The organism is Duganella sp. BJB1802 (assembly GCF_013369445.1).
GTDB classification, from domain to species: domain Bacteria; phylum Pseudomonadota; class Gammaproteobacteria; order Burkholderiales; family Burkholderiaceae_D; genus Rugamonas; species Rugamonas vulcania_A.
This window is the reverse complement of sequence record NZ_JABWEF010000015.1, coordinates 78,820-105,130: the sequence shown is the minus strand read 5'-3', so window position 1 is coordinate 105,130 and position 26,311 is coordinate 78,820. Positions and strand designations below refer to the sequence as shown.

The 26,311-nt window shown below is 65.0% G+C and carries 22 protein-coding genes; 18 read left to right on the top strand and 4 right to left on the bottom strand.

Annotated features, from left to right (window positions below; all coding sequences use genetic code 11):
- Positions 1-30: 30 nt before the first annotated feature.
- On the top strand, positions 31-633 hold the full coding sequence (locus HUX88_RS22390; RefSeq protein WP_176363175.1) for an NADPH-dependent F420 reductase: 603 nt from the start codon (positions 31-33) through the stop codon (positions 631-633).
- A gap of 43 nt (positions 634-676) precedes the next feature.
- Here the strand turns inward: HUX88_RS22390 and HUX88_RS22385 are convergent, their stop codons facing one another.
- Positions 677-1,129, bottom strand: coding sequence for a helix-turn-helix domain-containing protein (locus HUX88_RS22385; RefSeq protein ID WP_176363174.1), 453 nt, complete (start codon positions 1,127-1,129; stop codon positions 677-679).
- 181 nt (positions 1,130-1,310) lie between these two features.
- Between HUX88_RS22385 and HUX88_RS22380 the strand changes: the two genes are divergently transcribed.
- A complete protein-coding gene (locus HUX88_RS22380; protein ID WP_176363173.1) occupies positions 1,311-2,249 on the top strand; it encodes an SDR family oxidoreductase in 939 nt (312 codons plus the stop codon).
- 33 nt (positions 2,250-2,282) lie between these two features.
- Positions 2,283-2,912 carry an NADPH-dependent F420 reductase gene (locus HUX88_RS22375; RefSeq protein ID WP_176363172.1) on the top strand — a complete coding sequence of 210 codons (630 nt, stop codon included), beginning with the start codon at positions 2,283-2,285 and terminating at the stop codon, positions 2,910-2,912.
- Between the two features lie 99 nt (positions 2,913-3,011).
- Here HUX88_RS22375 and udk read toward each other — a convergent pair whose 3' ends face one another.
- Positions 3,012-3,653 carry a uridine kinase gene (gene udk / locus HUX88_RS22370; protein WP_117013271.1) on the bottom strand — a complete coding sequence of 214 codons (642 nt, stop codon included), beginning with the start codon at positions 3,651-3,653 and terminating at the stop codon, positions 3,012-3,014.
- A 236-nt stretch (positions 3,654-3,889) separates the two neighbouring features.
- On the opposite strand from udk, the gene HUX88_RS22365 reads away from it, so the two are divergent.
- Genes HUX88_RS22365 through HUX88_RS22355 form a run of 3 tightly spaced genes read left to right on the top strand, consistent with a single transcriptional unit; the run spans position 3,890 to position 6,110 of the window.
- The gene (locus HUX88_RS22365; protein WP_176363171.1) at positions 3,890-4,357 is read left to right on the top strand and encodes a MarR family winged helix-turn-helix transcriptional regulator; all 468 of its coding nucleotides are present in this window, start codon (positions 3,890-3,892) and stop codon (positions 4,355-4,357) included.
- A gap of 11 nt (positions 4,358-4,368) precedes the next feature.
- Positions 4,369-5,217, top strand: a complete 849-nt coding sequence (locus tag HUX88_RS22360; RefSeq protein ID WP_229219472.1) for a CPBP family intramembrane glutamic endopeptidase — start codon at positions 4,369-4,371, stop codon at positions 5,215-5,217.
- 41 nt (positions 5,218-5,258) lie between these two features.
- On the top strand, positions 5,259-6,110 hold the full coding sequence (locus tag HUX88_RS22355; RefSeq protein WP_176363170.1) for a GNAT family N-acetyltransferase: 852 nt from the start codon (positions 5,259-5,261) through the stop codon (positions 6,108-6,110).
- A 55-nt stretch (positions 6,111-6,165) separates the two neighbouring features.
- Here HUX88_RS22355 and HUX88_RS22350 read toward each other — a convergent pair whose 3' ends face one another.
- Positions 6,166-7,746 carry an isocitrate lyase gene (locus tag HUX88_RS22350; protein WP_176363169.1) on the bottom strand — a complete coding sequence of 527 codons (1,581 nt, stop codon included), beginning with the start codon at positions 7,744-7,746 and terminating at the stop codon, positions 6,166-6,168.
- A 414-nt stretch (positions 7,747-8,160) separates the two neighbouring features.
- On the opposite strand from HUX88_RS22350, the gene HUX88_RS22345 reads away from it, so the two are divergent.
- The 4 genes from HUX88_RS22345 (at position 8,161) to HUX88_RS22330 (ending at position 13,535) form a co-directional block, all read left to right on the top strand.
- On the top strand, positions 8,161-8,691 hold the full coding sequence (locus HUX88_RS22345) for a lysozyme (protein ID WP_176363168.1): 531 nt from the start codon (positions 8,161-8,163) through the stop codon (positions 8,689-8,691).
- A 4-nt stretch (positions 8,692-8,695) separates the two neighbouring features.
- Positions 8,696-9,151, top strand: a complete 456-nt coding sequence (locus tag HUX88_RS22340; protein WP_176363167.1) for a hypothetical protein — start codon at positions 8,696-8,698, stop codon at positions 9,149-9,151.
- A 78-nt stretch (positions 9,152-9,229) separates the two neighbouring features.
- A complete protein-coding gene (locus tag HUX88_RS22335; protein ID WP_176363166.1) occupies positions 9,230-11,344 on the top strand; it encodes a phosphocholine-specific phospholipase C in 2,115 nt (704 codons plus the stop codon).
- Positions 11,345-11,639: 295 nt separating this feature from the next.
- Complete coding sequence (locus HUX88_RS22330) at positions 11,640-13,535, top strand: methyl-accepting chemotaxis protein (RefSeq protein ID WP_373886826.1); 1,896 nt, start codon at positions 11,640-11,642, stop codon at positions 13,533-13,535.
- Between the two features lie 7 nt (positions 13,536-13,542).
- Here HUX88_RS22330 and HUX88_RS22325 read toward each other — a convergent pair whose 3' ends face one another.
- Positions 13,543-13,797, bottom strand: a complete 255-nt coding sequence (locus HUX88_RS22325) for a hypothetical protein (RefSeq protein WP_117013279.1) — start codon at positions 13,795-13,797, stop codon at positions 13,543-13,545.
- A 114-nt stretch (positions 13,798-13,911) separates the two neighbouring features.
- On the opposite strand from HUX88_RS22325, the gene HUX88_RS33155 reads away from it, so the two are divergent.
- The 8 genes from HUX88_RS33155 to xylG all read left to right on the top strand — a co-directional run bounded on the left by HUX88_RS33155 (position 13,912) and on the right by xylG (position 26,295).
- A complete protein-coding gene (locus HUX88_RS33155; protein ID WP_308937140.1) occupies positions 13,912-14,604 on the top strand; it encodes an MFS transporter in 693 nt (230 codons plus the stop codon).
- Complete coding sequence (locus HUX88_RS33150; RefSeq protein WP_373886824.1) at positions 14,520-15,083, top strand: MFS transporter; 564 nt, start codon at positions 14,520-14,522, stop codon at positions 15,081-15,083. The genes HUX88_RS33155 and HUX88_RS33150 overlap by 85 nt, the downstream gene beginning before the upstream one ends.
- Before the next feature lie 104 nt (positions 15,084-15,187).
- Positions 15,188-18,529, top strand: a complete 3,342-nt coding sequence (locus HUX88_RS22315) for a GDSL-type esterase/lipase family protein (protein WP_176363165.1) — start codon at positions 15,188-15,190, stop codon at positions 18,527-18,529.
- Positions 18,530-18,646: 117 nt separating this feature from the next.
- On the top strand, positions 18,647-19,873 hold the full coding sequence (locus tag HUX88_RS22310) for a DNA-binding transcriptional regulator (RefSeq protein ID WP_117013282.1): 1,227 nt from the start codon (positions 18,647-18,649) through the stop codon (positions 19,871-19,873).
- Positions 19,874-19,999: 126 nt separating this feature from the next.
- Positions 20,000-21,943, top strand: a complete 1,944-nt coding sequence (locus tag HUX88_RS33145) for an SDR family oxidoreductase (RefSeq protein ID WP_176363164.1) — start codon at positions 20,000-20,002, stop codon at positions 21,941-21,943.
- A complete protein-coding gene (locus HUX88_RS22300) occupies positions 21,940-23,712 on the top strand; it encodes an IlvD/Edd family dehydratase (RefSeq protein WP_229213145.1) in 1,773 nt (590 codons plus the stop codon). The genes HUX88_RS33145 and HUX88_RS22300 overlap by 4 nt, the downstream gene beginning before the upstream one ends.
- 39 nt (positions 23,713-23,751) lie before the next feature.
- Positions 23,752-24,756, top strand: coding sequence for a D-xylose ABC transporter substrate-binding protein (gene xylF / locus HUX88_RS22295; RefSeq protein ID WP_117013285.1), 1,005 nt, complete (start codon positions 23,752-23,754; stop codon positions 24,754-24,756).
- A gap of 15 nt (positions 24,757-24,771) precedes the next feature.
- Positions 24,772-26,295 carry a D-xylose ABC transporter ATP-binding protein gene (gene xylG / locus HUX88_RS22290; RefSeq protein ID WP_176363163.1) on the top strand — a complete coding sequence of 508 codons (1,524 nt, stop codon included), beginning with the start codon at positions 24,772-24,774 and terminating at the stop codon, positions 26,293-26,295.
- The last annotated feature ends 16 nt before the right edge of the window (positions 26,296-26,311 follow it).

Here is a 26,311-nt window from a genome sequence, read left to right as displayed (position 1 = left end):
CGCAGGGCGTGCTCAACCAAAGGAAAATATATGAGCTACGCAATTATCGGCTTCGGCAAGCTCGGCCAGGCGCTTGCCAAGGCGTTTGCCCGAAGCGGCATCGAAGTATCCGTTGCCACCACTCGCGAGCCGGAAAGCTTTGCATCCGCTGCGGCCGCGATCGGACCCGGGATCCGTCCCCAAACACTGGCGGAAGCGGTCAAGGCCGACATCGTCTTTCTGGCGGTGCGTTTCGAATCGCACCGGGATGTCGCGAAGGCGCTGCCGACGTGGGCGGGGAAGACCATCATCGATGCGACCAATGCCTACGGCGTGCCGCTTGAGGAGCTGGGAGGGCAGCCTTCTTCCGCCAAGGTCGTCGCGCAGGCCTTCACCGGTGGGAAACTGGTCAAGGGCTTCAACCATTTGGTCGCCGCCGTCCTTGAGCAAGACCCGGCTGTCAATGGAGGCAGGAGAGTCGTATTCCTGGCCAGCGACGATGACGGCGCGGCAGCGGAGGTTGCTGCGCTTGCGGAAAACCTTGGTTTTGCGCCGATCAAACTGGGCGGGCTTTCGGAAGGCGGACTGCTGGTGCAGGCGCGCGGAAATAGCTGGGGTCAGCTGATCTTTAAAGACCTGGTCAAGTTCGACTGAGGCATCGCGCTCGCACAGTTCGTGCGGCGCGCTGCGGCCCCGATCATTCTTTGACGTTCGGGAATATACATCCGCCGCTGCGAACCAGTGCCTTCACCTCTTCGCTCACCTGCACGGGGTTTCGACTTATTCGTTTAACGAAGTCCTTTTGGGGCCGCACGTACGATTTCGCATCGTACCGCGCGCTCCAAAGGACGATGTTGAGCACGATGGGAATGAGGTCCAGGCCCTTCTCGGTCAACGTGTAGTAGTCCTTGCGCCCGTCATCGGGGCTGGGCGTCCTCGACAGAATTCCCTGCTCCTCAAGAAAGGCCAGGCGGGAAGCGAGGACATTGGTCGCGATTTTCTCTTCCGATTTCAGGAATTCTCCATACGTCTTCTTGCCGACAAAAACGATGTCGCGAATGATCAACAGCGACCACCTGTCGCCGAAGATCTCCACGCCGTAGTTCACTGCGCAATGGGACCGAAAGTCTTCTTTACTCGTCGTCTTCATGGTTGGATTCTAACATCGCTTGCGTCTCGCAAGTAAAATTCCAGAATTTCACTTGCTTTTTACAAGTGAAATGAATAGCATGGCCTGCATGTTGAGCGGTCACCGCCGGCCTTGCCGACAGGGCCGGGCACACCGCCGACAGCCATGTTCTCCCATCACATCACCCACAAGGAACAGCACTATGCGCGTTTTCGTTACTGGAGGAACCGGCCATATCGGTTCGTACATCATCCCCGAGCTGGTCGCGGCCGGACACGAAGTTACCGGCCTTGCCCGTTCGGACAAGGCTGCGGATGCGGTGTCCGCGCTCGGCGCCGAGGTGCGGCGCGGGGATATCTCCGACCTCGAGGGGCTCAAGGCGGCGGCGGTGGAGGCAGACGGCGTCATCCACATCGCGCACAGGCAGGACCTGCTTCTCTCGGGCGGGATCGATGCCGTAGCCGCTGCGGAACTCCAGATCATGCTCGCTTACGGCGAGGCGCTGGCGGGAACCGGAAAGCCGCTGGTCGTGTCGGGGAGCATAGGCTCGCCAGGGTGGGAAAAGTTGGGCCGCCCAGCCACCGAGGACGACCCGGCCCTGCCCGGCGGCGATGCGTACAAGGGGACCCTGCGGGCTCGCAACGTTGTGGAGCTCGCCGTCATCGGCCTCGCGGAGCGGGGCGTGCGTTCGTCGATCGTGCGGATTCCTCCCATCGCGCACAGCACGACCGATGTCGGCTTCCTGCCGCTGCTGATCGCGCTGGCCAAGGAGAAGGGCGTCGTCGGCTATCCGGGAGACGGCGCGAACGTCTGGCCGGCCGTGCATGGCCGCGACCTCGCCAGCTTGTTCCGCCTCGCGCTGGAGAAGGGGCCGGCCGGCAAATTTTGGCACGGGATCGAGGGCGAGGGCGTCCGGTTCCGCGAGATTGCCGAGGCCATCGGCAGCCGTCTGGGCCTGCCGGCGGTGAGCATTCCTGTGGACGTATTGATGTTGCCGGGATTCTTTGGGTTCTTCGCGAATTTGGTCACGCTGGATCTGCCTGCTTCCAACCTGATCACTCGCCAGATCCTTGGCTGGGAACCCGCTCAGCCCAGCCTGCTTGCCGATCTGGACAACGGCCATTACTTCCCGGCCGGCTAACTTTGAGCAATACCCTTTTCAAGGAAACGACACATGAGTACTCAGAAAACCATCAGCATCATCGGCGCGGGAGGAATGGCCACGGCGATCGCAGGTCGTAGCATCAAGGCCGGATATCGGGTCGAGGTGATCGGCCGCGACCCGGCCAAGGCGCGGGCCCTGGCCGACAAGCTTGGCGCCGGTGCTACGGCTGGAGTGTATGGCGCCGCGCCGGAGGGCGAAATCGTCATCCTCGCCGTGCCGTACAGCGGTGCGGTGGCGGCGGTGGCCGATTTCGGGAACGCGCTCGACGGCAAGGTGATCGTCGACATCACCAACCCGGTCGCCCCCGACCTCTCGGGCCTGGTGACGCCCAGCGGCAGTTCCGGTGCGCAGGAAACCGCCAAGGGGGTTCCAGCCGGCGCGCATGTCGTGAAGGCATTCAACACCCTGTTCGGCCACGTGCTTGCCCGGGGCGGGCGCCTCGACGCGTTCCTCGCGGCCGATAATGCCGAGGCCAAGGCGCGCGTTTCGGCCTTTCTCGACAGTCTCGGGCTGCGTCCGTTGGATGTCGGCCCGCTGCAGATGGCCAAGACGCTTGAGTCGCTTGGCCTGCTGATGATCGGGCTGGCGAAAAACGGCGCGGGCAGCTTCAACATCGCCATGCACGTCGACACCGCCTGAAGCCGGGACAAGGGAGTGAGCGGTCGTCACCACGCCCATGATCGCCCTTGACCTGAGACCCGCCTTAAACGGATGCCAGGCGAGTTCCAGACGAAAGAATCAGGGCCGCTTCAGCTGGTCGATAACGCTCGCCACCTTGGTGGTGATCATGTCGACCGCCGGGCCATTAGCGCCGTGCGGAATGATGATATCGGCGTTGCGCTTGGTTGGCTCGATGAATTGCTTGTGCATTGGGCGTACGGTTTCCAGGTACTGGCTGACGACGCTCTCCACCGAACGGCCGCGTTCGGTGATATCCCTTTGCATGCGGCGGATGAAGCGGATGTCGGAGGCGGTGTCGACATAGATCTTCAGCGACATCATGTCGCACAGGTCCGCGTCGTACAGGGCAAACAAGCCTTCGATCACGATCACCGGGGCCGGCTTGACCGGAATGGTCCGGTCGGAGCGGTTGTGAAGCGTGAAGTCGTACTCGGGCATCTCGATCGCCTGGCCATTGCGCAAGGCCTGGATATGCTGCACAAGCAACGACCATTCGAAAGCCTGCGGATGGTCGTAATTCTGCTGAGGGCGGACTTCAGGGGGGAGGTGGGTTTGGTCGCAGTAGTAGTCGTCCTGCATCACGACCGAGACCATGTCTGCGCCAAACGCTGCCAGCACTTTCTGGGACACAGTGGACTTGCCACTGCCGCTACCGCCTGCGACGCCAATAATAAACGGTTGGAAGGAAATCGTATTCATGCCGAATGATACCGGAACCGCGACCGAACCGACAGGGGTGGGCTACCCATATGCTTACTTCCCCGCGTTAAGTTGTCTATTTTGTGCCTTTAAGTTGATAACTTCAAAACCGCCGGCTGACGGCAGCTGATTTATTGCATCCACCGATCCGCGTTACTTGGTGTGGAAAACGACTTCTCCTAAGACTTCTTAAAAATTTATATAAGTGCTTATGTAATAAGTGCTACAATCGCCACATGAAACAAGGACTCGGAACCCAATTACGACATCTGATCGAACTGCTCGACGGAGCGGTTCAGCAATCCTATACGGACGCTGGCCTCGATTACCGGCCGCGCTACACGCCGGTGATGCGGGCGCTGGCGCAGCAGCAAAGCGCGACGGTCGGCCAACTAGCCGAACTGGCCGGCATCACCCAACCGGCGGCCACGCAGACGGTGGCGCTGATGAAGAAGGAGGGCCTGCTGCTGGTGGCCGCCGGCGACGAAGACGGTCGCCAGCGCGTGGTGCGCCTGAGCAGCAAGGGCGAGGCCTTGTTGCCGCAACTACAGGCGTGCTGGAAGGCGACCAAGCGCGCGGCCGACAGCCTGGATGCGGAGTTGGAGTTTCCGTTGTCCGAATGCCTGGCCCAGGCCATCGCGGCGCTTGAGCAGCGCTCCTTCGGCGACCGCATCCGCGCGGCGAACAAGAAAGTACGACCTTAATGAAAGCGATTATGGATACGACTCTGAACATGGCGGCGAATAAACCGACCCTGGCATCGCGCCTGATGGCGAACCCGGTGGTGCGTATTGTGCTGGGCCTGGTGCTGACCTTTGCCGCTGTGCCGCTGACGATGATCGTCGCCTCGCAGCTGGTTGCAAAGCCTTACCGCGTCGCGTGGCCGCAATTGCTGGCTGCCGTGTTTGTGTGGTTCGGCTATCGCTTCTATGTGCTGCGTATCGAAAAACGGCAGCCGGCCGAATTGGCGACGCCGGGCATGGCGCGCGAGATGGGCATGGGACTGTTGCTCGGCGCTGGCCTGGTCGTGTCCAGCTTTGCCGTGCTGGCGGTGCTGGGTGCTTACCGTTTCGATGGCGTCAATCCACTGAGTCTCAAGATGTTGTTACCGCTGGCTGAACTGGTGTTGGTCGGTATGGCGGAGGAGATGATGTTCCGTGGCGTGATATTCGGCGTGGTCGAGCGCTCGCTGGGCAGCAAGGCCGCCATCGTGATTTCGGCGTCGCTGTTCAGCCTGAGCCATCTTCCGAATGAAGGTATCTCGGTGCTGGCGATTGCTTCGCTTGCCGCGTATGGCGTGTTGCAAGCGGCGCTGTACATGAAGACGCGCCGTCTGTGGATCTGCATCGGCACTCACATCGCGTGGAACTATTGTGTCAGCACGGTGTTCTCGTCGACGGTGTCTGGCCACGCGGCCAGCGATGGCTTGCTGCGCGGCCAACTGGTGGGCGATGCGATGTTGACCGGTGGTGTATTCGGCGTGGAAGGTTCGCTGATTGTAGTATTGTTGATTGCCGGCGCCGCGGCGTTCTGGCTGCGTCGGGCTTTTGCCGGCAAGGCTTGAACCGCAGGGCCATCGGCACTCATCAATCGGGGGAGGCGACCATGGTGGCATCGTCGTTGGAAATACGTCAGATGAGCGAGGCTGAGCTCAACATCGCCCTGGACTGGGCGGCCATTGAAGGCTGGAACCCCGGCCTGCATGATGCCGCGTGTTTTTATGCGGCAGATCCAGGCGGCTTTCTGATCGGCGTGCTGGACGGCGAGCCGGTGGCGAGCATCTTTGCGGTCAAGTATGGCGCTGGGTTCGGCTTCATCGGCGGCTACATCGTCAAGCCGGCTTGGCGTGGCCGTGGTCATGGCTGGGCGATGTGGCAGGCTGCGATGGCGCGGCTGGCCGGTCGCAACGTTGGCCTCGACGGTGTGGTGGCGCAGCAGGCCAACTATGCCAAGTCGGGCTTCCGGCTTGCGCATCGCAATTTCCGGTATGAAGGGCAGGGCACCGGACGGCCTGGGGATGCGCGCGACATCGTGCCGTTGTCGGCGCTGAGCGATGACGAAATTTTCCGGTACGATCACAGCTATTTTCCGGAGGAGCGCGGCAGCTTCTTGCAGTGCTGGGTGCGGCATCCGCACCATATAGCGATTGGCTCCGTGAGCGCGCAAGGGCTGGCCGGTTACGCGGTGGCGCGCCCTTGCCGCAACGGTTATAAGATCGGCCCGCTGTTTGCCGATACGCCCGCTGTGGCGGAGCGGTTGCTTGACGGCTTGCTGGGCAAGCTGGGGCCGGAGCAGCCGGTTTTTCTCGATGTCCCTGAACTCAATCCTGCGGCCGTTGCGCTGGCCGAGCGTCATCAGATGCAGCGGTGTTTCGAGACGGCGCGCATGTACACGCGTGAGCAACCCAAGCTCCATATGGACAGGCAGTACGGCATCACGAGTTTCGAGCTCGGTTAAGCACCCACAAAAAAAGCTCGCCGAAGCGAGCTTTTCTGTGACACTGGAACCGTGGTTAGAACTGGTTCATGGTGTTGTCTTTACCTGCGGCCTTCAGCGCCGCTTCGCCGCTGAAGTAATCCTTGTGGTCGTCGCCGATGTCCGAGCCGGACATGTTCTGGTGCTTGACGCAGGCGATGCCTTGACGGATCTCCTTGCGCTGCACGCCAGCCACATAACCCAGCATGCCCTGGTCGCCGAAGTATTCCTTGGCCAGGTTGTCGGTCGACAGCGCGGCGGTGTGGTAGGTCGGCAGCGTGATCAGGTGATGGAAGATGCCGGCTTCGCGGGCTGCATCAGCCTGGAAGGTGCGGATCTTCTCGTCGGCGACGATCGCCAGTTCGGTCGTGTCGTATTCCACGCTCATCAGCTGGGCGCGCTCGTAGGCCGAGACGTCCTTGCCGGCGGCTTTCATCGCGTCGTACACCTGCTGGCGGAAGTTCAGCGTCCAGTTGAACGATGGGCTGTTGTTGTACACCAGCTTGGCGTTCGGGATGACCTTGCGGATTTCGCTGACCATGCCGCCGATCTGGGCGATATGCGGTTTTTCGGTTTCGATCCACAGCAGGTCGGCGCCGTTCTGCAGCGAGGTGATGCAGTCGAGCACGCAGCGCGCTTCGCCGGTGCCGGCGCGGAACTGGAACAGGTTGCTCGGCAGGCGCTTGGGACGCAGCAGCTTGCCGTCGCGCTTGATGATGACGTCGCCGTTGCCCAGCGCGTCGGCCGAGACTTCCTCGCAGTCCAGGAAGGAGTTGTACTGGTCGCCCAGGTCGCCTGGCTTGGCGGTCACGGCGATCTGCTTGGTCAGGCCGGCGCCCAGCGAGTCGGTGCGGGCGACGATGATGCCGTCGTCCACGCCCAGTTCCAGGAAGGCGTAGCGGATGGCGCGGATCTTGGCCAGGAAGTCTTCGTGCGGCACGGTGACCTTGCCGTCCTGGTGGCCGCATTGCTTCTCGTCGGAGACCTGGTTTTCGATCTGGATGCAGCAAGCACCGGCTTCGATGAATTGCTTGGCCAGCAGGTAGGTCGCTTCGGCGTTGCCGAAACCGGCGTCGATGTCGGCGATGATGGGCACGACGTGGGTGACGTGGTTGTCGATCTGCGACTGGATGGCGGCTTTGGCCGGACCTTCGGCGGCGTCCAGCTGGCGGAACAGGCCGCCCAGTTCGCGGGCGTCGGCCTGGCGCAGGAAGGTGTACAGCTCTTTGATCAGCGCCGAGACGGCGGTCTTTTCGTGCATCGACTGGTCAGGCAGCGGGCCGAACTCGGAGCGCAGCGCGGCGACCATCCAGCCCGACAGGTAGAGGTAGCGGCGGTCGGTGCTGTTGAAGTGCTTCTTGATCGAGATCATCTTCTGCTGGCCGATGAAACCGTGCCAGCAACCCAGCGACTGGGTGTACTTGGACGAGTCGGCGTCGTAGGCGGCCATGTCGGCGCGCATGATCTTGGCGGTGTATTTGGCGATGTCCAGACCGGTCTTGAATTTGTTCTGGGCGCGCATGCGGGCGGCGGACTCAGGATTGATGGCGTTCCAGGCACTGCCTTGTTGCTCTTTCAAACCAGCAACCGCCTTGATGTCGTCTTGATATTGGGACATGTGTATCTCCTAAAGAATAAAGCAAGTTTGAGAAAATCTTGAGTGCGCCGCTACGTCTTGTCGAAGCAAACTGCATGACTAAATAGTAGGCCATTCTGGTGCACTGCATCAAGGTCTTATATAAGACATATAACTAAAATTTATCTGTTTATTTTCAATGACTTGGCTTGTTTGTCTCATAATGTAAAATGATTTTTCAAAAAGTGGATGAAATGTGGCGGCCGATTCGTCAGCTGATTTTCACGATATGAAATGATTTTTCAGCTTCTGATGTAACGGGGAAAAACGTTACCCGAGGACAGCATGGGCAACTTTGCGCGCGCTCAGAGTCCGGCGCCGCCGGCGGACTAGAGTGAACGAAGGTTGACCCAGCCGTGGCCGACCGCACTCCAGCCACCCACCCGCGAGGAAGCCATGCCGGACGATGCCCTGAACGCGCCTGCCGTCGACAACTCCAAGCTGCGCTTGAGCGCCGCAGCCAAGGCCCGCATACGCCGGTATGAAAATCCCAGGTATTCCTATTACGACGACGGAGGCAAACCCGGCCGGGGCAATTGCACCTGGGGCGTGGGCACGCTGGCGCACAAGGGACCGTGCAGCGTGGCCGAGCTGAAGACCAAGGTGGACACCATCCAGGTCGAGGCGGTCTTCGCCTCCAGGCTGGCCGATGCCGAGCGCGCCGTGCGCCGCGAGGTCACCAGCCGGGCGCTTAGCCAGAACCAGTTCGATGCGCTGGTCAGCTTTGTCTACAACGTCGGCGCCACCGGGGCCGGCAATGTGCTCTCGCTGGTCGACGATGGCGATTTCAAGGGCGCGGCGGGCGCCATTTCCCGCACCATCTACATGACCCTGCGGACGAGGCGCGGGGCGAAGAAGGTCATCGCCCGCGGGCTCATCCCCCGGCGCGCGGAGGAGAGCGCGCCGTTCCGGGTGCCGGCGGACTAAGGCCATGCCAGGGCACAGCTGGGCGTCGAGTCGCCGCCGCGCCGCCGGCCTCGGCCTGCTGGCGACGTTGCTGTGCACGCTGCCCGCCGCCGCCACGGACAACGCCGACATCTACGGCCGCTGGAGCCTCACCCGGTTGCTGGACTCGGCCGACATCGCCGCGATGCCGGAGCGCGAGGCGAGGGCGCTGGTGGGCACGCAGGTCGTCATCGCGCAGGACCGCTTCGTGATCGACAGCCGCACCTGCAGGCATCCCAGCTACGAACGCAGCGTCGACGACCTGCCCAGGTCGTTTCGCGAGCAGGGGCATGTGAGCTCCGCCAACATGGGACTGCCCGATCCGGTGACGGCCATCGACGCCCGCTGCACGCATATCTACCTCAAGGCGCCCGGCCGCATCGTGGTCCAATGGGACGGCTACTACTACGACGCGGAGAAGTTGAAGCCCATCGAAAAATGAATCTTTAGCAGGGACGTGCAACGACGCCGTCATATTCACCGGCTATGATCTCCGGTCCGCCTACCTGGGAGCCATCCGATGACCATCAGCCGCCGCAAGTTCCTGCGCTACGCCGCCGGCGCCAGCGCCACCTCCATGTTCCCCGACCTGATCCGGCAGGCGCTGGCGGTGCCCGCCAACAACGCCACCGGCACGCTGGCCGATGTGCGGCACGTGGTCATCTTCATGCAGGAGAACCGCTCCTTCGACCATTACTTCGGCACACTGTCCGGCGTGCGCGGCTTCGGCGATCCGCGCGCCATCGACCTGCCCGGCGGCCGTCCGGTCTGGTACCAGCCCGACAACGCGGGCGGCTACGTGCTGCCGTTCCACTTCGACGCCAAGAACACCAGCGCGCTGTCGGTCGGCACCAACCACTCGTGGAAGGGATCGCAGGCCACCTGGCAGGGCTGGGACGCCTGGGTCAAGCAAAAGACGCCGCAGACCATGGGCTACTTCGACCGCGGCGACCTGCCGTTCTACTACGCGCTGGCGGACGCCTTCACCATCTGCGACGCCTACCACTGCTCGGTGTTCGGCGCCACCGATCCCAACCGCATGTACTCGCTCACCGGCAGCAGCCAGGGATGGCTGGACTCGATGGGCGGCCTGTACAACGTCAGCGCGGCGGGCTACTACAACAACGATCCGGCGCTGGACAACATCAGCCCCGGCGTCACCGCCAGCGCGCCCACGTGGCGCACCTATGCCGAGGTGCTGGAGGCCAACCAGGTCAGCTGGAAGGTCTACCAGGAGTGGGACAACTATGGTGACAACTACCTGGCCTACTTCCGCAACTTCCGCGTCAACGCCGACGGCAGCCGGCTCGACCCCGACTCGCCGCTGTACCGCAAGGCGCGCGCGCTGGCGCCCGGATCCACCGCCGCCAACGCCACCGGCACCACCGGCGACTGGCTGGTCAATGCTTTCGCCGACGACGTGCGCAACAACCGCCTGCCGCAGGTGTCGTGGATCTGCGCACCGAACGACTACACCGAGCACGCGCCCAACTCCCCCAACGCCGGCGAGAACATCACCGCGCGCCTGCTGGCCGCGCTGGTGGCCAATCCCGAGGTCTGGTCCAAGACCGTGTTCCTGTTGATGTACGATGAAAACGATGGCTTCTTCGACCACGTGCCGTCCGACCTGGCGCCGCTCAACCCCGGCATGGGCAGGACCACGCTGGCCGACATCGGCACGTACGAGAGCTACCAGGGCGTGCCGATGGGCCTGGGCCCGCGCGTGCCGATGCTGGTGATCTCGCCGTGGAGCAAGGGCGGGCGCGTGTGCTCGCAGCTGTTCGACCACACGTCCAAGCTGCGCTTCCTGGAGGAGTGGCTGGTGGCCGGCCTCGGCAAGGACCGCGCCAGCGTCCAGTGCGACCTGATCTCGCCGTGGCGCCGCGCCGTGTGCGGCGACCTGACCTCGGCCTTCGACTTCAGCGCGCCCAACAGCAACTGGCCGGCCAGCGTGCCGAAGACGGCCGCGTATCAGCGCGTGTCCGGCAAGCCGTATCCGACGCCGCCGGCGGTGCAGAGCCTGCCGAGGCAGGAGGTCGGCGCGGCCGGCCCGCGCGTGGCCTGTGCGCTGCCGTACGAACTGGCGACGCAGGGCCGCGTGGCCAGCGCGCGCCAGTTCGAGCTGAGCTTCGCCAACAGCGGCAAGGCCGGCGCGGCCTTCATCGTGTATTCCAGCCTGCGCGCGGATGGCCCGTGGTACTACACGGTCGAGGCCGGCAAGCGGATCGAGCACGAGGTGTGGAACTGGAACACCGGCAATTACGAACTGAGCGTGCGCGGCGTCAATGGCTACCTGCGCCAGTTCAAGGGCGCGTTCGGCGCCGCGCGGCCGGAAGTGCACACCAGCTTCGACCGCAGCCAGGGCGGCATCGCGCTGGTGCTGTCGAACCAGGAAGGCTTGCATGCCTGCAGCTTCACCATCGCCGACAACGCCTACGGCGCGCGGCCGGCCACCCACCGCGTGGCGGCGGGCGCGACCTTGTCGGTTCTGCGCAACCTGTCGGGCAGCTTCGGCTGGTACGACTTCAGTGTTACCAGCGACGCCGATCCGCAATGGCTGCGCCGGGCCGCGGGCCATGTGGAAACAGGGCGCGCCAGTCGCACGGACCCGATGATAGGTGCTCAGCGCGGCTAGCATGCGATGGCGCGCGGTGCCGCCGCGCGCCGGACGGCATGTGAATTTGTAGCCACGCCGTCGGCATCGAAATGATTGACCTGAGGAATGTGCTGGCGGACAATCTCCGTCAGCAGCAGGCAACTCGTACATAAAAAAAGTCATCCGTGGCACGGCGTCAAGCTTGATTTGACGCCAGCTTTTACTTTTTGATCAGATAGTCGAGATGAGCGCGCACATTCCAACCTCTCCTCCAGCACGCCGGCGCGCGCCCGAACCATCTCTCATGACATAACGTTCCTACCAGGGAGACATGATGTTTGCAAATATGAAGGTGGCGACCCGTCTGGGTCTGGGTTTTGGCGCCGTGCTGGTTCTGCTGTTGATCCTGGCGGTGGTGAGCACGATGCGCATGGCGGCGGTCAACGATGGCTTCAGGCGCATCATGGAAGACCGCTATCCCAAGGTCGTGATGGCGAAAGATAACATCCGCTACACGATAGACAGCGGCCGCCAGCTGCGCAGCATGCTGCTCGCCACGAGCGACGATGAGCGCGAAAAATTCCGGCGGCTGGTGGAGGCCAACCGGGCCAGGATCGCCGAAGCGATGGGCAAGATCGAAAAGCTGCTCAGCAGCGAGAAGGGCCGCCAGATGTTCAAGGAGGTCAACACCAAGGGCGAGGCGATGGCGCCCAAATATGAGCAGTTGTACACCCTGGCCAAGAGCGACCCGAAGAAGGCGGTCGAGTACATAAAAAACGATTTCGCGGAGGCCAACAACATCTACGCCAATTCGCTGGATACGTTCGCCAAGTTCCAGGGCGACCTGATGGATACGGAGGCCCAGACGGCCAACGACACTTATCTGGAAACGCGCAAGGTGGTGATCCTGCTGTCGATCGCGGCGGTGCTGATCGGCGCTGCGATCGCGTGGCTGATCACGCGGGACCTGGTCAAACGGCTAGGCGGCGAGCCGGTCTATGCGGCCGACCTGATGGAGCGCGTCTCCAAAGGTGACCTGAGCTGCGAAGTGCAGCTCAAGCGCGACGACCGCGGCAGCATGCTGTATGCCGTCAGCGAAATGATCGCCAAGCTGCGCCGGGTGGTCGAGGGCCAGCGCGCCCTGGTGCAGGCCGCCAACCGCGGCAACTTCGATGTGCGCGTGGACCTGACCGGCATGGCCGGCTTCCAGCAGGAGATGGGCGAGAGCCTGAACCAATTGGCCATCACCACCGGCGCCAGCATCGCCGACGTGGTGCGGGTGATGGGCGCGATGTCCGAGGGCGACCTGACCAAGACCATCGACAAGCCCTACGAGGGCGCGTTCGGCGAGCTGAAGGAATACACCAACAACACGGTGGCCAAGCTGGCGCAGGTGGTCAGCGAAGTCAACAACAGCGCCGAGGGCCTGGCCGCCGCGTCCGAGGAAGTCAGCGCGACCTCGCAGTCGCTGGCGCAGGCGGCCAGCGAGCAGGCCTCCAGCGTGGAGGAGACCTCGGCCTCGGTCGAGCAGATGACCGCCTCGGTGGCGCAGAACACGGACAACGCCAAGGTCACCGACGCCATGGCCAGCCGCGCCGCCAACGAGGCGAGCGAGGGCGGCGACGCGGTGCGCTCGACGGTGGCGGCCATGAAGCAGATCGCGGCCAAGGTCCTGATCATCGACGACATCGCCTACCAGACCAACCTGCTGGCCTTGAACGCCGCCATCGAGGCGGCCCGCGCGGGCGAGCACGGCAAGGGCTTCGCGGTGGTGGCGGCGGAGGTGCGCAAGCTGGCCGAGCGCAGCCAGGTGGCGGCGCAGGAAATCGGCCAGGTGGCCAGCGGCAGCGTGGAGCTGGCCGAGCGGGCCGGGCAGATGCTGGGCGCGATGGTGCCCAACATTAAGAAGACCTCCGACCTGGTGCAGGAGATCACGGCCGCGTCGGAGGAGCAATCGTCCGGGCTGGCGCAGATCAATTCGGCGATCAGCCAGCTGAGCCAGACCACGCAGCAGAACGCCTCCGGCTCGGAGGAATTGGCGGCCACGGCGGAGCAGATGAGCAGCCAGGCGGAGGAGCTGCAACAGACCATGGGCTTCTTCATCCTGAGCGGCTCCGGCACGCGGCCGATGCGCAGCCGGGACGCGGCCAACACCGGCCGCATGCGGCCGGCGGCCCTGCGCGCCATCAACGCCGAGGCGCCGGACGAATCGCAGTTCGTGCGTTACTGAGCCGCCGTCAGCTCCTTCCCGCCGGCCCCGCCTTGAGCGAGGCCACGATATCCTGCGCCGCCGCTTCCGCCGCGGCGCAGGCGCTTTCGGCGTCGGTGAACTGCTGGACCGCCGCCACCCGGTGCTTGCGGCGGACATTCAAACGATGCATCGGCGACCCCGACGGCGCGAACACCGCGACGTAGGCGCCCCACAGCTTGCAGCCCTCCAAGCGTTCCGCTGAAAACTCGATTTCAAAGTTGTCGATGTACTTGGTCGGCACGGCTCCCTCCCCGATGACTGGCGATACCCGTCCAATGTACGCGCTCCGGGCCGGTAATGTCGCGCAGTTTCTGCAATCCGTTACAATCGGGACAATATCGACATATCGCCAACAATGACCAATTCCCCGAATGTGCGGCGCCGTTCCCTGATCGCCGCTTGCAGCGCGCACGCCATCCACGATGGCCTGACCGATGTGATCTACGTGCTGCTGCCCGTGTGGCAGGCGCAATTCGCGATCAGCCTGGCGATGGTGGGGCTGCTGCGCGGCGCCTACTCCGGCATGATGGCCGGCTTCCAATTGCTGGCCAGCCGCCTGGCGAAACGCTGGGGCCGCGAGCGCATGCTGATCGGCGGCACGGCGCTGGCCGGCATCGCATACTTGATCTCGGGCATGGCCGGCGGCCTGACGGTGCTGCTGATTTCGCTGCTGCTCGGCGGCCTGGGCGCCAGCACCCAGCATCCGCTGGCCTCGTCCATCGTCACCGACACGCACGAGGCGGGCGGCGGCGTGAAGGAGGCGCTGGCGCAATACAACTTTGCCGGCGACATCGGCAAGACGCTGGTGCCGGGCGCCGTCGGCCTGCTGCTGGTGGTGGTGAGCTGGCAGGCCAGCGTGGTCCTGATCGGCTGCCCTCGGCCTCGGCGGCGGCGGTGCTGCTGTGGTGGCTGCTGCCGACGGCGGCGGAGTCGGCCCATCATCGGGCGCAGTCGGCCAGGGTGGTGGCCGGCAAGGGCTCGGCCAGCGGCCTGCGCGCGCTCATCGCCACCGGCATGCTCGACAGCTCGGTACGCATGGGCTTCTTGACCTTCCTGCCGTTTCTGTTGCAAAGCAAGGGCGCCGGCACCGCCGGTATCGGCCTGGCGTTGTCGCTGCTGTTTGTGGGCGGCGCTTTCGGCAAGCTCTCCTGCGGCTACCTGGGTGCGCGCATCGGCATGATGAGGACGGTGTGGATCACCGAGTCCGCCACGGCCCTGCTGATCCTGCTGTCGGTGTGGCTGCCGCTGACGGCCATGATGGCCATGCTGCCGCTGCTGGGGCTGGCGCTGAACGGCACCTCCTCGGTGCTGTACGGCGCGGTGCCGGAGCTGGCCGAGACGGGCAAGCGCGAGCAGGCGTTTGCGCGCTTCTATACCGCCACCATCGGCGGCGGCGCGCTGGCGCCGGTGCTGTTCGGCCGACTCGGCGACGTGGCCGGCGTCCCCAACGCATTGATGGCGCTGGCGGCCTTGCTGCTGCTGACGCTGCCTTTGTCGTACCGGGTGCAAAAGTCCCTGGACGGTTGAAGCGCCGCGAATATCATTGGCCCCATTGGTGATTTTCGTAATTGCTAGGCCTGCGGGTAACTTGCAGAATGTAGCGACAAAAAATCTCAACGAGACATTCCCCCATGACCTCTACCCACTGGCGCCTGGCATTCTGCCTGGCTGCGGCATCGGCGTCCGCCTGCGCGGCGCCGACGCGCGACCTGAACGTCTATGCCGGCCGCCCGCAGCCCTCATGGCATCTCACGCTGACCGGCCTGGACGTGAACATGAAGATGGACGGCGCCAGCGCCGCGATCCCGCCGTCGGCCGCGATCCCGGCCAGCCGCGTCAGCGCCAGCCAGGACGGCAAGGCGCTGACGCTGGACTTCAAGGAATCCTGGTACGCCGGCGTGCGGCTGGAGGGCGGCAAGCCGCTCGACCTGCGGCCGTACCTGGCGCACGGCGTGCTGGCGCTGGATGTCAAGGTCGCGGACATGGAGGAGGGCGGGCTGGGCATCGCGGTCGGCTGCGGCGACAAATGCCAGCGCAATGTGCCCTTCATGCTGCCGGCGCGCGCCATGGCCGGCAAGGGCTGGCAGCACGTGGTGCTGGCGATGAGCTGCTTCGCGCACGACGGCGACGACTTCAGCGCCGTCACCCAGCCCTTCGTGCTCAACGCGAACGGCAGCGGCGTGGTCTCGGTGGCCAACATCCGCTACCAGGCCAGCGGCAAGCCCAACACCAGCTGCCCGGATTACCGCACCGTCTCGGTCACGCCGGACAAGTTGAACGAACCGTGGTCGATCAAGTGGTGGACGCCGCGCCACGAGAAGAAGGTAGCCGAGGCGCAGGCGCTGGGCAAGTCGGCCCAGGTCGTGTTCATCGGCGACTCGATCACCGAGGGCTGGGAGAAGAGCGGCGCACCGGTCTGGGAGCGCAACTACAAGCCGATGAACGGCCTGGCGCTAGGCTTCGGCGGCGACCGCACCGAGAACGTGCTGTGGCGCCTGCTGCACGGCGAGGTGGACGGCCTCGCGCCCAAGGTCGCGGTGCTGATGTTCGGGACCAATAACACCGGCCACCGCCACGAGGATCCGAAGCTGACCGCCGCCGGCATCCGGCGCGACATCGACGAGCTGCGCCACCGCCTGCCGGACACCAAGATCCTGCTGCTGGCGATCTTCCCGCGCGGAGAGAAGCCGGACGACGAACTGCGCCAGCTGAACGAGCAGGTCAACGGCATCATCGCCGGCTTCGCCGACAACCAGCACATCTACTTCCTCAACATCAACCAGGCCTTCCTGGCGCCGGACGGCACGCTGTCGAAGGACATCATGCCCGACCTGCTGCACCCGAACGAGAAGGGCTACGAGATCTGGGCCAAGGCCATGGCGCCGACGCTCAAGCGGCTGATGGGCGGCGACGCCTACGCCTGGGACAACGTCGCTATCGGCGGCAGCGGCTATGTCTCCGGCATCGTCACCAGCAAGGCCGAGAAGGGCCTGGTCTACGTGCGCACCGACGTCGGCGGCGCCTACCGCTGGGACGGCGCCGCACAGCGCTGGATACCGTTGCTCGACTGGGTGTCCGACAAGGACACCGGCTTGCTCGGCGTGGAGTCGATCGCCATCGATCCGGGCGCGCCGTCCAGGGTGTACCTGTCCACCGGCATCGCCTATTTGAACGGCGGCGCCAGCGCGATCCTGAAATCCAGCGACTACGGCAAGACCTTCACCAGGATCGACGTGACCGGCCAGTTCAAGGTCCACGGCAACGGCCTGGGCCGCGGCACCGGCGAGCGGCTGCAGGTGGACCCGGCCAACGGCAAGATCCTCTACATCGGCACGCGCGCCGACGGCATGTTCAAAAGCGCGGACGAAGGCCTGAGCTGGCAGCACCTGGACGGCCTGCCGGTGGCGGCCACACCCAACCGCAACGGCGTGGGCTTCGTGCTGCTGGACCCGGCCAGCGCGGCCGGCGGCGCCACGCAGCGGATCTTCGCCGGCGTGTCGCGCTACGGCTCGGTGGGCGCGAATATGTACATGTCCAACGACGGCGGCAAGACCTTCGCGCCGATGAACGGCGGCCCGACCGCCTTGATCCCGCAGCGCGCGGTGCTGGCCAAGGGCAGCCTGGTGGTGGTCTACGCCAATGGCGCCGGTCCGCACGGCGACGCGGCGCACGGCGAGGGCATGGACCAGGGCCAGGTGTGGAAGTACGATATCGCCACCGCCAAGTGGAGCAATATCTCGCCGCCGCTGAACCGCGCCTACGCCGGCATCACGGTCGATCCGGGCAACGAGGATCGCATGATCGTCTCCACCACCAACTACTACCGCAAGCCCGGCACGATGGGCGACCAGTTCTTTGAAACACTGGACGGCGGCAAGAGCTGGAAGAGCGTGGTCGACCAGGGCGTGCGTATCGACCCCAATGGCGTGAGCTGGATCGCGGGCAGCTTCATGCACTGGACCACCAGCATCGAGTTCGATCCCTTCGACACGCGCACGGTGATGGTCGTCTCCGGCAACGGCATCTTCAAGACGAACGACATCCACGCCACGCCGGCGGTCTGGAAATTCGAGGACAAGGGCCTGGAGGAATCGGTGCCGCTGGATATGATCAGCATTCCCGGCGGCCCGGCCATTTCCGCCATCGGCGACTACGACGGCTTCCGCCACACCGACGTCACCCAGTACGCGCCCATCCACACGCCGACCATGGGCACCACCTGGGGGCTGGACTACGCGGCCGCCAATCCCAATGTGGTGGCGCGCGTCGGCAGCGCGATGTACGTGTCGCGCGACATGGGCGTGAGCTGGAAGAAGACCGCCAGCCTGCAGGGCAAGCAGGGCCGCCTGGCGCTGAGCGCGGACGGCAAGGTCATCGTGCACAGCCCGGAAAAATCCGCCACCAGCTACTATTCGGCCGACGGCGGCGACAGCTGGCGCGTGGCCCAGGGCCTGAACGGCGCGCGGCCGGTGGCCGACCCGGTCAATCCCCGTAAGTTCTACGCGCTGAGCGGCGCCGCGCTGCTGGTCAGCACCGACGGCGGCGCCAGCTTCGCGCCGGCCGGCCGCCTGGGCGGCGCCAAGGGCTCGCCGGTGGTACGCGCCGCGCCGGGCCGGGAAGGCGACGTCTGGGTGCCGCTGTACGACGGCGGCCTGGCCCGTTCCACCGATTCCGGCGCCACGTTCGCCAACCTGGCCAATGTGGGCTATGCGGCGGCGGTCGGCTTCGGCAAGGCGGCGCCGGGCGCCAGCTACCCAACGGTGTACATCTGGGGTTCGGTGGGCGGCGTGCGCGGCCTGTTCCGCTCCACCGACAGCGGGGCCAGCTGGTTGCGTATTAATGACGATAATCATCAATATGGCGGCCCGGGCGATGCGCAATTTGTTATCGGAGATGCAAACACCTACGGCGTGGTGTACATGAGCACGGCGGGTCGGGGCATCGTGACTGGCAAGCCGATTGTCGCCAATTAGGGACGTGATCGCCTTTTTCATCGGTACATGATCGGAAACATGCCACAATACCCGGTACATCCCGCAGAGGGTGTATCGAGACGTGCTGTACCGAGATTGAGGTCGTTGAAAATGTCGATGAAGTCCCACCGTATTGCGTTGCTGTTCAACGCCAATAAAATTTTTGACCGCGAGGTTATTTCCGGCGTGGCCGCTCACCTGAGCAGCACCCGCGCCTCCTGGGATCTGTTCCTGGAAGAAGACTTCCGCCTGCGCCTGCCCGGCATCGAGCACTGGCAGGGCGACGGCATCATCGCCGACTTCGACGATCCCGCCGTGGCCGCCGCGCTCAGCCGCAGCCGCATCCCGGTGGTGGCGGTGGGCGGCTCCTACGCCGACGAGAGCAATTACCCGGACTCCATCCCCTACGTCGCCACCGACAATTTCAAGCTGATCAAGCTGGCCCACGACCACCTGATCGAGGCCGGCCTGCGCAATTTCGCGATGTTCAGCCTGCCGGAGGCGCAGGAAAACCGCTGGGCGCAGGAGCGCGAGACCGCTTTCCGCACGCTGATGCGCAAGGATAAGATGGAGCCGCACATCTACCGCGGCCTGGGCACCAGCGCGCCGTCGTGGGACGAGGCGGTGGAGCAGCAGATCAAGTGGCTGCACAGCCTGCCCAAGCCGGTCGGCATCATCGCCGTCACCGACGCCCGCGCGCGCCAGCTGCTGCAGGCCTGCATCATGGCCGGCATCGAGGTGCCGGAGCAGGTGGCGCTGATCGGCATCGACAACGATCCGCTGGCGCGCATGCTCACCCGCATTCCGCTCAGCTCCGTGATGCAGGGCGCGCAGGAGATGGGCCGCACCGCCGCCCACTTGCTGGACCAGATGCTGCACGGCGTGCGCCTGGGCGGCACGCGCATCCTGGTGCCGCCGGTCGGCATCAACGTGCTGACCTCGACCCGCCACGAGGCGCCCAAGCATCCGCACGTGATGCGGGCGCGCCATTTCATCCGCCAGTACGCCTGCCAGGGCATCAAGACGCACCAGGTGGCCGAGTATGTCGGCATCTCGCGCTCGTCGCTGGAATCCTACTTCCGCCAGGAGCTCGATTGCAGCGTGCATGACGTGATCCTGCGCTTCAAGCTGGACGCCGCCACCGAGATCCTCGCGCGCGGGGAGCGCAGCATCGCCGACGTGGCGCTCAGCTGCGGCTTCACGTCGGTGCAGTACATGCACGCGGTGTTCAAGCGGGAACTGGGCTGCACGCCGCGCGCCTACCAGGACCGCGCCATGCAGGGCCGCGCCGGCGAAGCCGATGGCGACGGCGCCGCCGTGGCGGATTTGCGCAGCGTCGCCTGAGCGCGGGCGAGGCGTAAAACATGACCGGGATTGGTGAGTTTCATAATTGCCGTCATGGGTGAATCGGGTCAAAATCCTCCACGCAGTTTGCTTGCCAGCCTGGAGAGAGAGACCTTGGAAAATAATATGAGTACGATGCTGCCCGACGATGTCGAACGGGCAGTTCTGGTGGGCCGTGTGTGGCGCGATGGCGTCATCAACGGACCTTGCGTGGTCGCCGTGCGCAACGGCGAGGTGTTCGATATCACCGGCCACGCGCCCACCATGTCCGATCTGCTGGAGCGCGACGACGCCCTCGAGGTGGCGCGCTCCGCCCCCGGCGAGCCGCTGGGCAGCGTGCAGCAGCTGATGGCCCACGCGCTCGACGCCAAGGCCGCCGTCGGCGCGCCGCGCCTGCTGGCGCCGTGCGACCTGCAGGCGATCAAGGCCTGCGGCGTGACCTTCGCCGTCAGCCTGCTGGAACGCGTGATCGAAGAACAGGCAGGCGGCGACGCCTCCCGCGCCAGCGCGCTGCGCTCCGAAATCCAGTCCATCATCGGTTCCGACCTGTCGGCCATCCGTCCCGGCTCGCCCGAGGCGGCGCGCCTGAAGGCGGACCTGATCGAGCGCGGCCTGTGGTCGCCGTACATGGAGGTGGGCATCGGCCCGGACGCCGAGGTGTTCTCCAAGTCGCAACCCATGTCGGCGGTGGGGCAGGGCGCGGACGTCGGCCTGCACCCGGATTCGAAATGGAACAACCCCGAGCCGGAGATCGTCCTGGCGGTCAACAGCCAGGCGCGCGTGCTGGGTGCCACGCTGGGCAACGACGTCAACCTGCGCGACATCGAAGGCCGCAGCGCCCTCCTGCTGGGCAAGGCCAAGGACAACAACGGCTCCTGCGCCATCGGCCCCTTCATCCGCCTGTTCGACGAACACTTCACCATCGACACCATCCGCAACGCGGAAGTGAGCATGCTGATCGAAGGCGAGGACGACAACTTCCACCTGGCCGGCGCCAGCCGCATGCGCGAGATCAGCCGCGATCCGCTGGACCTGGTGAGCCAGGTCTGCGGCCGCCATCACCAATACCCGGACGGCTTCATGCTCTTCCTCGGCACGATGTTCTCGCCGATCAAGGACCGCGACACCGCCGGCGGCGGTTTCACGCACCATCTGGGCGACCGTGTCAGCATCTCGACGCCGTCGCTGGGCAAGCTGGTGAACCACGTGCAGCGCAGCGACGCCATCGCGCCGTGGACCTTCGGCGTGCGCGCCTTGCTGGGTCGCGCGCGCGGCGCTACCGCCGTGCGCCCAGCGCCGATCGTGCAGGCCAGGATGCAGCATGCGACCTACCCTAGCCTGGCCGGCAAGCGCGTGGTGGTCACGGGCGGCGGCAGCGGCATCGGCGCGGGCATGGTGGAGGCGTTCGCGCAGCAGGGCGCGCAGGTACACTTCCTCGACGTGGCCGAAGCGGATTCGCTGGCGCTGCAAAGCCGCCTCGCCACGCTGGCGACGCCGCCGGTGTTCATGCGCTGCGACCTGACCGATCTCGAAGCGCTGGAAGCGGCGTTCAAGGGCATCGGCGAGGTCGATATCCTGATCAACAACGCCGCCAACGACGACCGCCACAAGCTGGCCGACGTCACCCCCGAATACTGGGAGCAGCGCATGGCCGTCAACCTGCGCCACCAGTACTTCTGCGCCCAGGCCGTGGCCGAGGGCATGCGGCAGCGCGGTGGCGGCGTGATCCTGAACTTCGGTTCGATCTCGTGGCACCTGGCTTTGCCGGAACTGACCCTGTACATGACGGCGAAGGCCGCCATCGAGGGCATGACGCGCGGCCTGGCGCGCGACCTCGGTCCGCACAACGTCCGCGTCAACTGCATCATCCCGGGCGCGGTGCGTACGCCGCGCCAGGAAGCCCTGTGGCATACGCCGGAAGAGGAAGCGCGCATCCTGGCGGGCCAATGCCTGCCGCAGCGCGTGCAGGTGGACGACGTGGCCGCGCTGGCGCTGTTCCTGGCCTCCGACAACGCAGGCCGCTGCACCGGCCGCGATTACTTCGTCGATGCGGGATGGTACGGCGCATGAGTACCCAACGCCGCTTCCGCTCGCAGGACTGGTTCGACAATCCGGACCACATCGACATGACGGCGCTGTACCTCGAGCGCTTCATGAACTACGGGATCACGCCGGAGGAGCTGCGCTCCGGGCGTCCCATCATCGGCATCGCGCAGAGCGGCAGCGACATCAGCCCCTGCAACCGCATCCACCTGGAGCTGGCCAAGCGCGTGCGCGACGGCATCCGCGATGCGGGCGGCATCGCGATGGAGTTCCCGCTGCATCCGATCTTCGAGAACTGCCGCCGCCCGACCGCCGCCATCGACCGCAACCTGGCCTATCTGGGCCTGGTCGAGATCCTGCACGGCTATCCGATCGACGCGGTGGTGCTGACCACCGGCTGCGACAAGACCACGCCGTCGCAGCTGATGGCTGCGGCGACGGTCGACATCCCCGCCATCGTGCTGTCCGGCGGGCCGATGCTGGACGGCTGGTTCGAGGGCGAACTGGCGGGTTCCGGCGCGGCGATCTGGAAGGGCCGCCGCCAGCTGGCCGCCGGCGAGATCGACAACGAAAAATTCCTGCAGATCGCGGCCGCCTCGGCGCCGTCGGCGGGACACTGCAACACCATGGGCACCGCCTCCACCATGAACGCGATGGCCGAGGCGCTGGGCATGTCGCTGACCGGCTGCTCGGCGATCCCCGCTCCGTACCGCGAACGCGGCCAGATGGCGTATGAAACCGGCAAGCGCATCGTCGAGATGGCGCGGTTGGACATCAAGCCTTCCAGCATCCTGAATCGCGAAGCCTTCCTGGACGCGATCGTCGTCAACGCGGCGATCGGCGGCTCCACCAACGCGCAGCCGCACATCATGGCGATGGCGCGCCACGCCGGCGTCGAGCTGCATTCGAGCGACTGGATGGAGTACGGCCACGCGGTGCCGCTGCTGCTGAACATGCAGCCGGCCGGTAAGTTCCTCGGCGAGCGCTTCCACCGCGCCGGCGGCGTGCCGGCCATCATGTGGGAGCTGGAGCAGAAGGGCATGCTGCGTTCGGACCGTCCAACCGTCACCGGCCGCACCATGCGCGACAACCTGGCCGGCCGCGAGACGCACGACCGCGAAGTGATCTATCCGTTCGACCAGCCGCTGAAGAAGGACGCCGGTTTCTTCGTCCTGAAGGGCAACCTGTTCGACTTCGCCATCATGAAAACCAGCGTGATCTCGGACGCCTTCCGCGCCCGCTATCTGAGCACGCCGGGCAGCGAGAACATCTTCGAATGCCGCGCCATCGTGTTCGACGGCTCCGACGACTACCACGCCCGCATCAACGATCCGTCGTTGAACATCGACGAGGACTGCATGCTGGTGATACGCGGCGCGGGCCCGGTGGGCTGGCCCGGTTCGGCCGAGGTGGTGAACATGCAGCCGCCCGATGCATTGGTCAAGCGCGGCATCAACGCGCTGCCGACGCTGGGCGACGGCCGCCAGTCCGGCACCTCGGACAGCCCGTCGATACTGAACGCGTCGCCGGAGAGCGCGGTTGGCGGCGGCCTCGCGTGGCTGCGCACGGGCGACCGTATCCGCGTGGACCTGAACGCCGGCCGTTGCGATGTGCAGGTGGGCGAGGCGGAATGGGAAGAGCGCAAGAAGGACGGCCTTCCGCCCATCCCGGCCAGCCAGACGCCGTGGCAGGAGATTTACCGCAGCACCGTTGGGCAGATGGAAAACGGCGCCTGCATGGAACTGGCTGTACCATACCGGGGAGTGGTTAACAACCAGGCACGTCACAATCACTAATCGGCCGGGCATGGACCCGTGCGATAACAGGAGACGACAATGAAGAAATTACTGAACGCCGCGGCAGTCGCCGTCATGCTGGTTTGCGCCGGCGGGAACGCCATGGCCGACGCCAAGAATCCGAAGATCGGTTTTTCGATCGACGATCTGCGGCTGGAGCGCTGGGCGCGCGATAGGGATTACTTCGTTGCGGCGGCCGAGCAGCAGGGCGCCAAGGTCTTCGTGCAGTCGGCCGACGCCAGCGAGCAGCGGCAGATCGCGCAGATCGAGAACCTGATTTCGCGTGGCGTCGATGTGCTGGTGATCGTTCCATATAACGCCACGGTGCTCAACAACGCCGTGCGCGAGGCCAAGAAGGCGAAGATCAAGGTGGTTTCCTACGACCGCCTGATCCTCAATGCCGATATCGACGCCTACATCTCCTTCGATAACAAGATGGTCGGCGAGATGCAGGCGCAGGGTGTGGTGGCGGTCAAGCCGAAGGGGAATTACTACCTGCTGGGCGGCGCGCCGACCGACAACAACGCCAAGATGCTGCGCGAGGGCCAGCTGAAGGTGCTGCAGCCGCTGATCGACAAGGGCGACATCAAGGTGGTGGGCAAGCAGTGGGTCAAGGACTGGAATCCGGCCGAGGCCATGTCCATCGTCGAGAATGCGCTGACCGCCAACGCCAACAAGCTCGATGCGGTGGTCGCGTCGAACGACGCCACCGCCGGCGGCGCGATCCAGGCGCTGGCTTCGCAAAAGCTCGATGGCAAGGTGGCCGTGTCCGGGCAGGACGCGGACCTGGCGGCGGTGCGCCGTGTGATCGCCGGTTCGCAGACCATGACGGTCTACAAGCCGTTGAAGGTGATCGCCACCGAGGCGGCCAAGCTGTCGATCCAGCTGGTGCGTAACGAGAAGCCGGCCTTCAACGGCGAGTACCAGAACGGCTTCAAGCAGGTCCCGACGCTGCTGCTGAAACCGACCATGCTGACCAAGGCGAATGTCGACCTGGTGGTGACGGACGGCTTCTACACCAAGGCTCAATTGGCTGCCAAGTAAGCGGCGGGATCCCGCATGTCCGCCTATCTGCTGGAAATGAAGGGCATCGTCAAGAAATTTGGCGGTGTGCCCGCGCTCGACGGCATCGACCTGCAGGTCCGGCCCGGCGAGTGCATCGGCTTGTGCGGCGAGAACGGCGCCGGCAAGTCCACTTTGATGAAAGTGCTGTCCGCCGTGTACCCGCACGGCACATGGGACGGCGAGATCCTGATGGACGGCCAGCCGCTGCGCGCGCAGTCGATACGCGAGAGCGAGGCGGCAGGCATCGTCATCATCCACCAGGAGCTGATGCTGGTGCCGGAATTGTCGGTGACGGAAAATCTCTTCCTTGGCAACGAGATCACGCTGCCCGGCGGCCGCATGGATTATCCGGCCATGAACCGGCGCGCCGAGACGCTGCTCAAGGAGCTGAAGCTCAACGACGTCAACGTGGTGCTGCCGGTGATGAACTACGGCGGCGGCCATCAACAACTGATCGAAATCGCCAAGGCGCTGAACAAGAACGCGCGCCTGCTGATCCTGGACGAGCCGTCGTCGTCGCTGACGGCGTCGGAAATCGAGGTGCTGCTTGAGATCATACGCGGCCTGAAGGCCAAGGGCGTGGCCTGCGTCTACATCTCGCACAAGCTCGATGAGGTGGAGGCGATCTGCGACACCATCGTCGTCATCCGCGACGGCAAGCATATCGCCACCACGCCGATGCGGCAGATGGATGTGCGCCAGATCATTTCGCAGATGGTGGGGCGCGAGATGAACCAGCTGTATCCCAAACTGGAACGCACGCAGGGCGAGGTGATTTTCGAAGCGCGCAACGTGGTTTGCTACGATACCGAAAAGCCGGACCACAGGAAGGTGGACAACGTCTCCTTCGCGCTGCGGCGGGGCGAGATCCTCGGCATCGCGGGGCTGGTGGGCGCGGGCCGCACGGAGCTGGTGTCGGCGCTGTTCGGCGCCTACAACGGCCGCAGCGAGGCCGAGGTGTGGCTCAACGGCGAGAAGATCGACACCCGCACGCCGCTCAAGGCCATCCGCGCCGGGCTGGCGCTGGTGCCGGAGGACCGCAAGCAGCACGGCATCATCCGCGACCTGGACGTGGGCCAGAACATCACGCTGGCGGTGCTGGGGCGCTACGCGCGCTTCACCCGCATCGACCGCGAGGCTGAGCTGAAAACCGTCAGCGAGGAGATCGCGCGGCTAGGCCTGAAGACGGCCAGTCCCTTCCTGCCGATTACCTCGCTCTCCGGCGGCAACCAGCAGAAGGCGGTGCTGTCCAAGATGCTGCTGACGCGGCCCAAGGTGCTGATCCTCGACGAACCCACGCGCGGCGTGGACGTCGGCGCCAAGTACGAGATCTACAAGCTGATGCTGGAACTGGCCAGCCAGGGCGTGTCCATCATCATGGTGTCGTCGGAGCTGGCCGAGGTGCTGGGCGTGTCCGACCGCGTGCTGGTGATGGGCGAAGGCCAGCTGCGCGGAGACTTCATCAACCGGGACCTGACCCAGGAAATGCTGCTGTCGGCGGCGCTCGATCATTCATAGCGCGTTTTGTAAAACC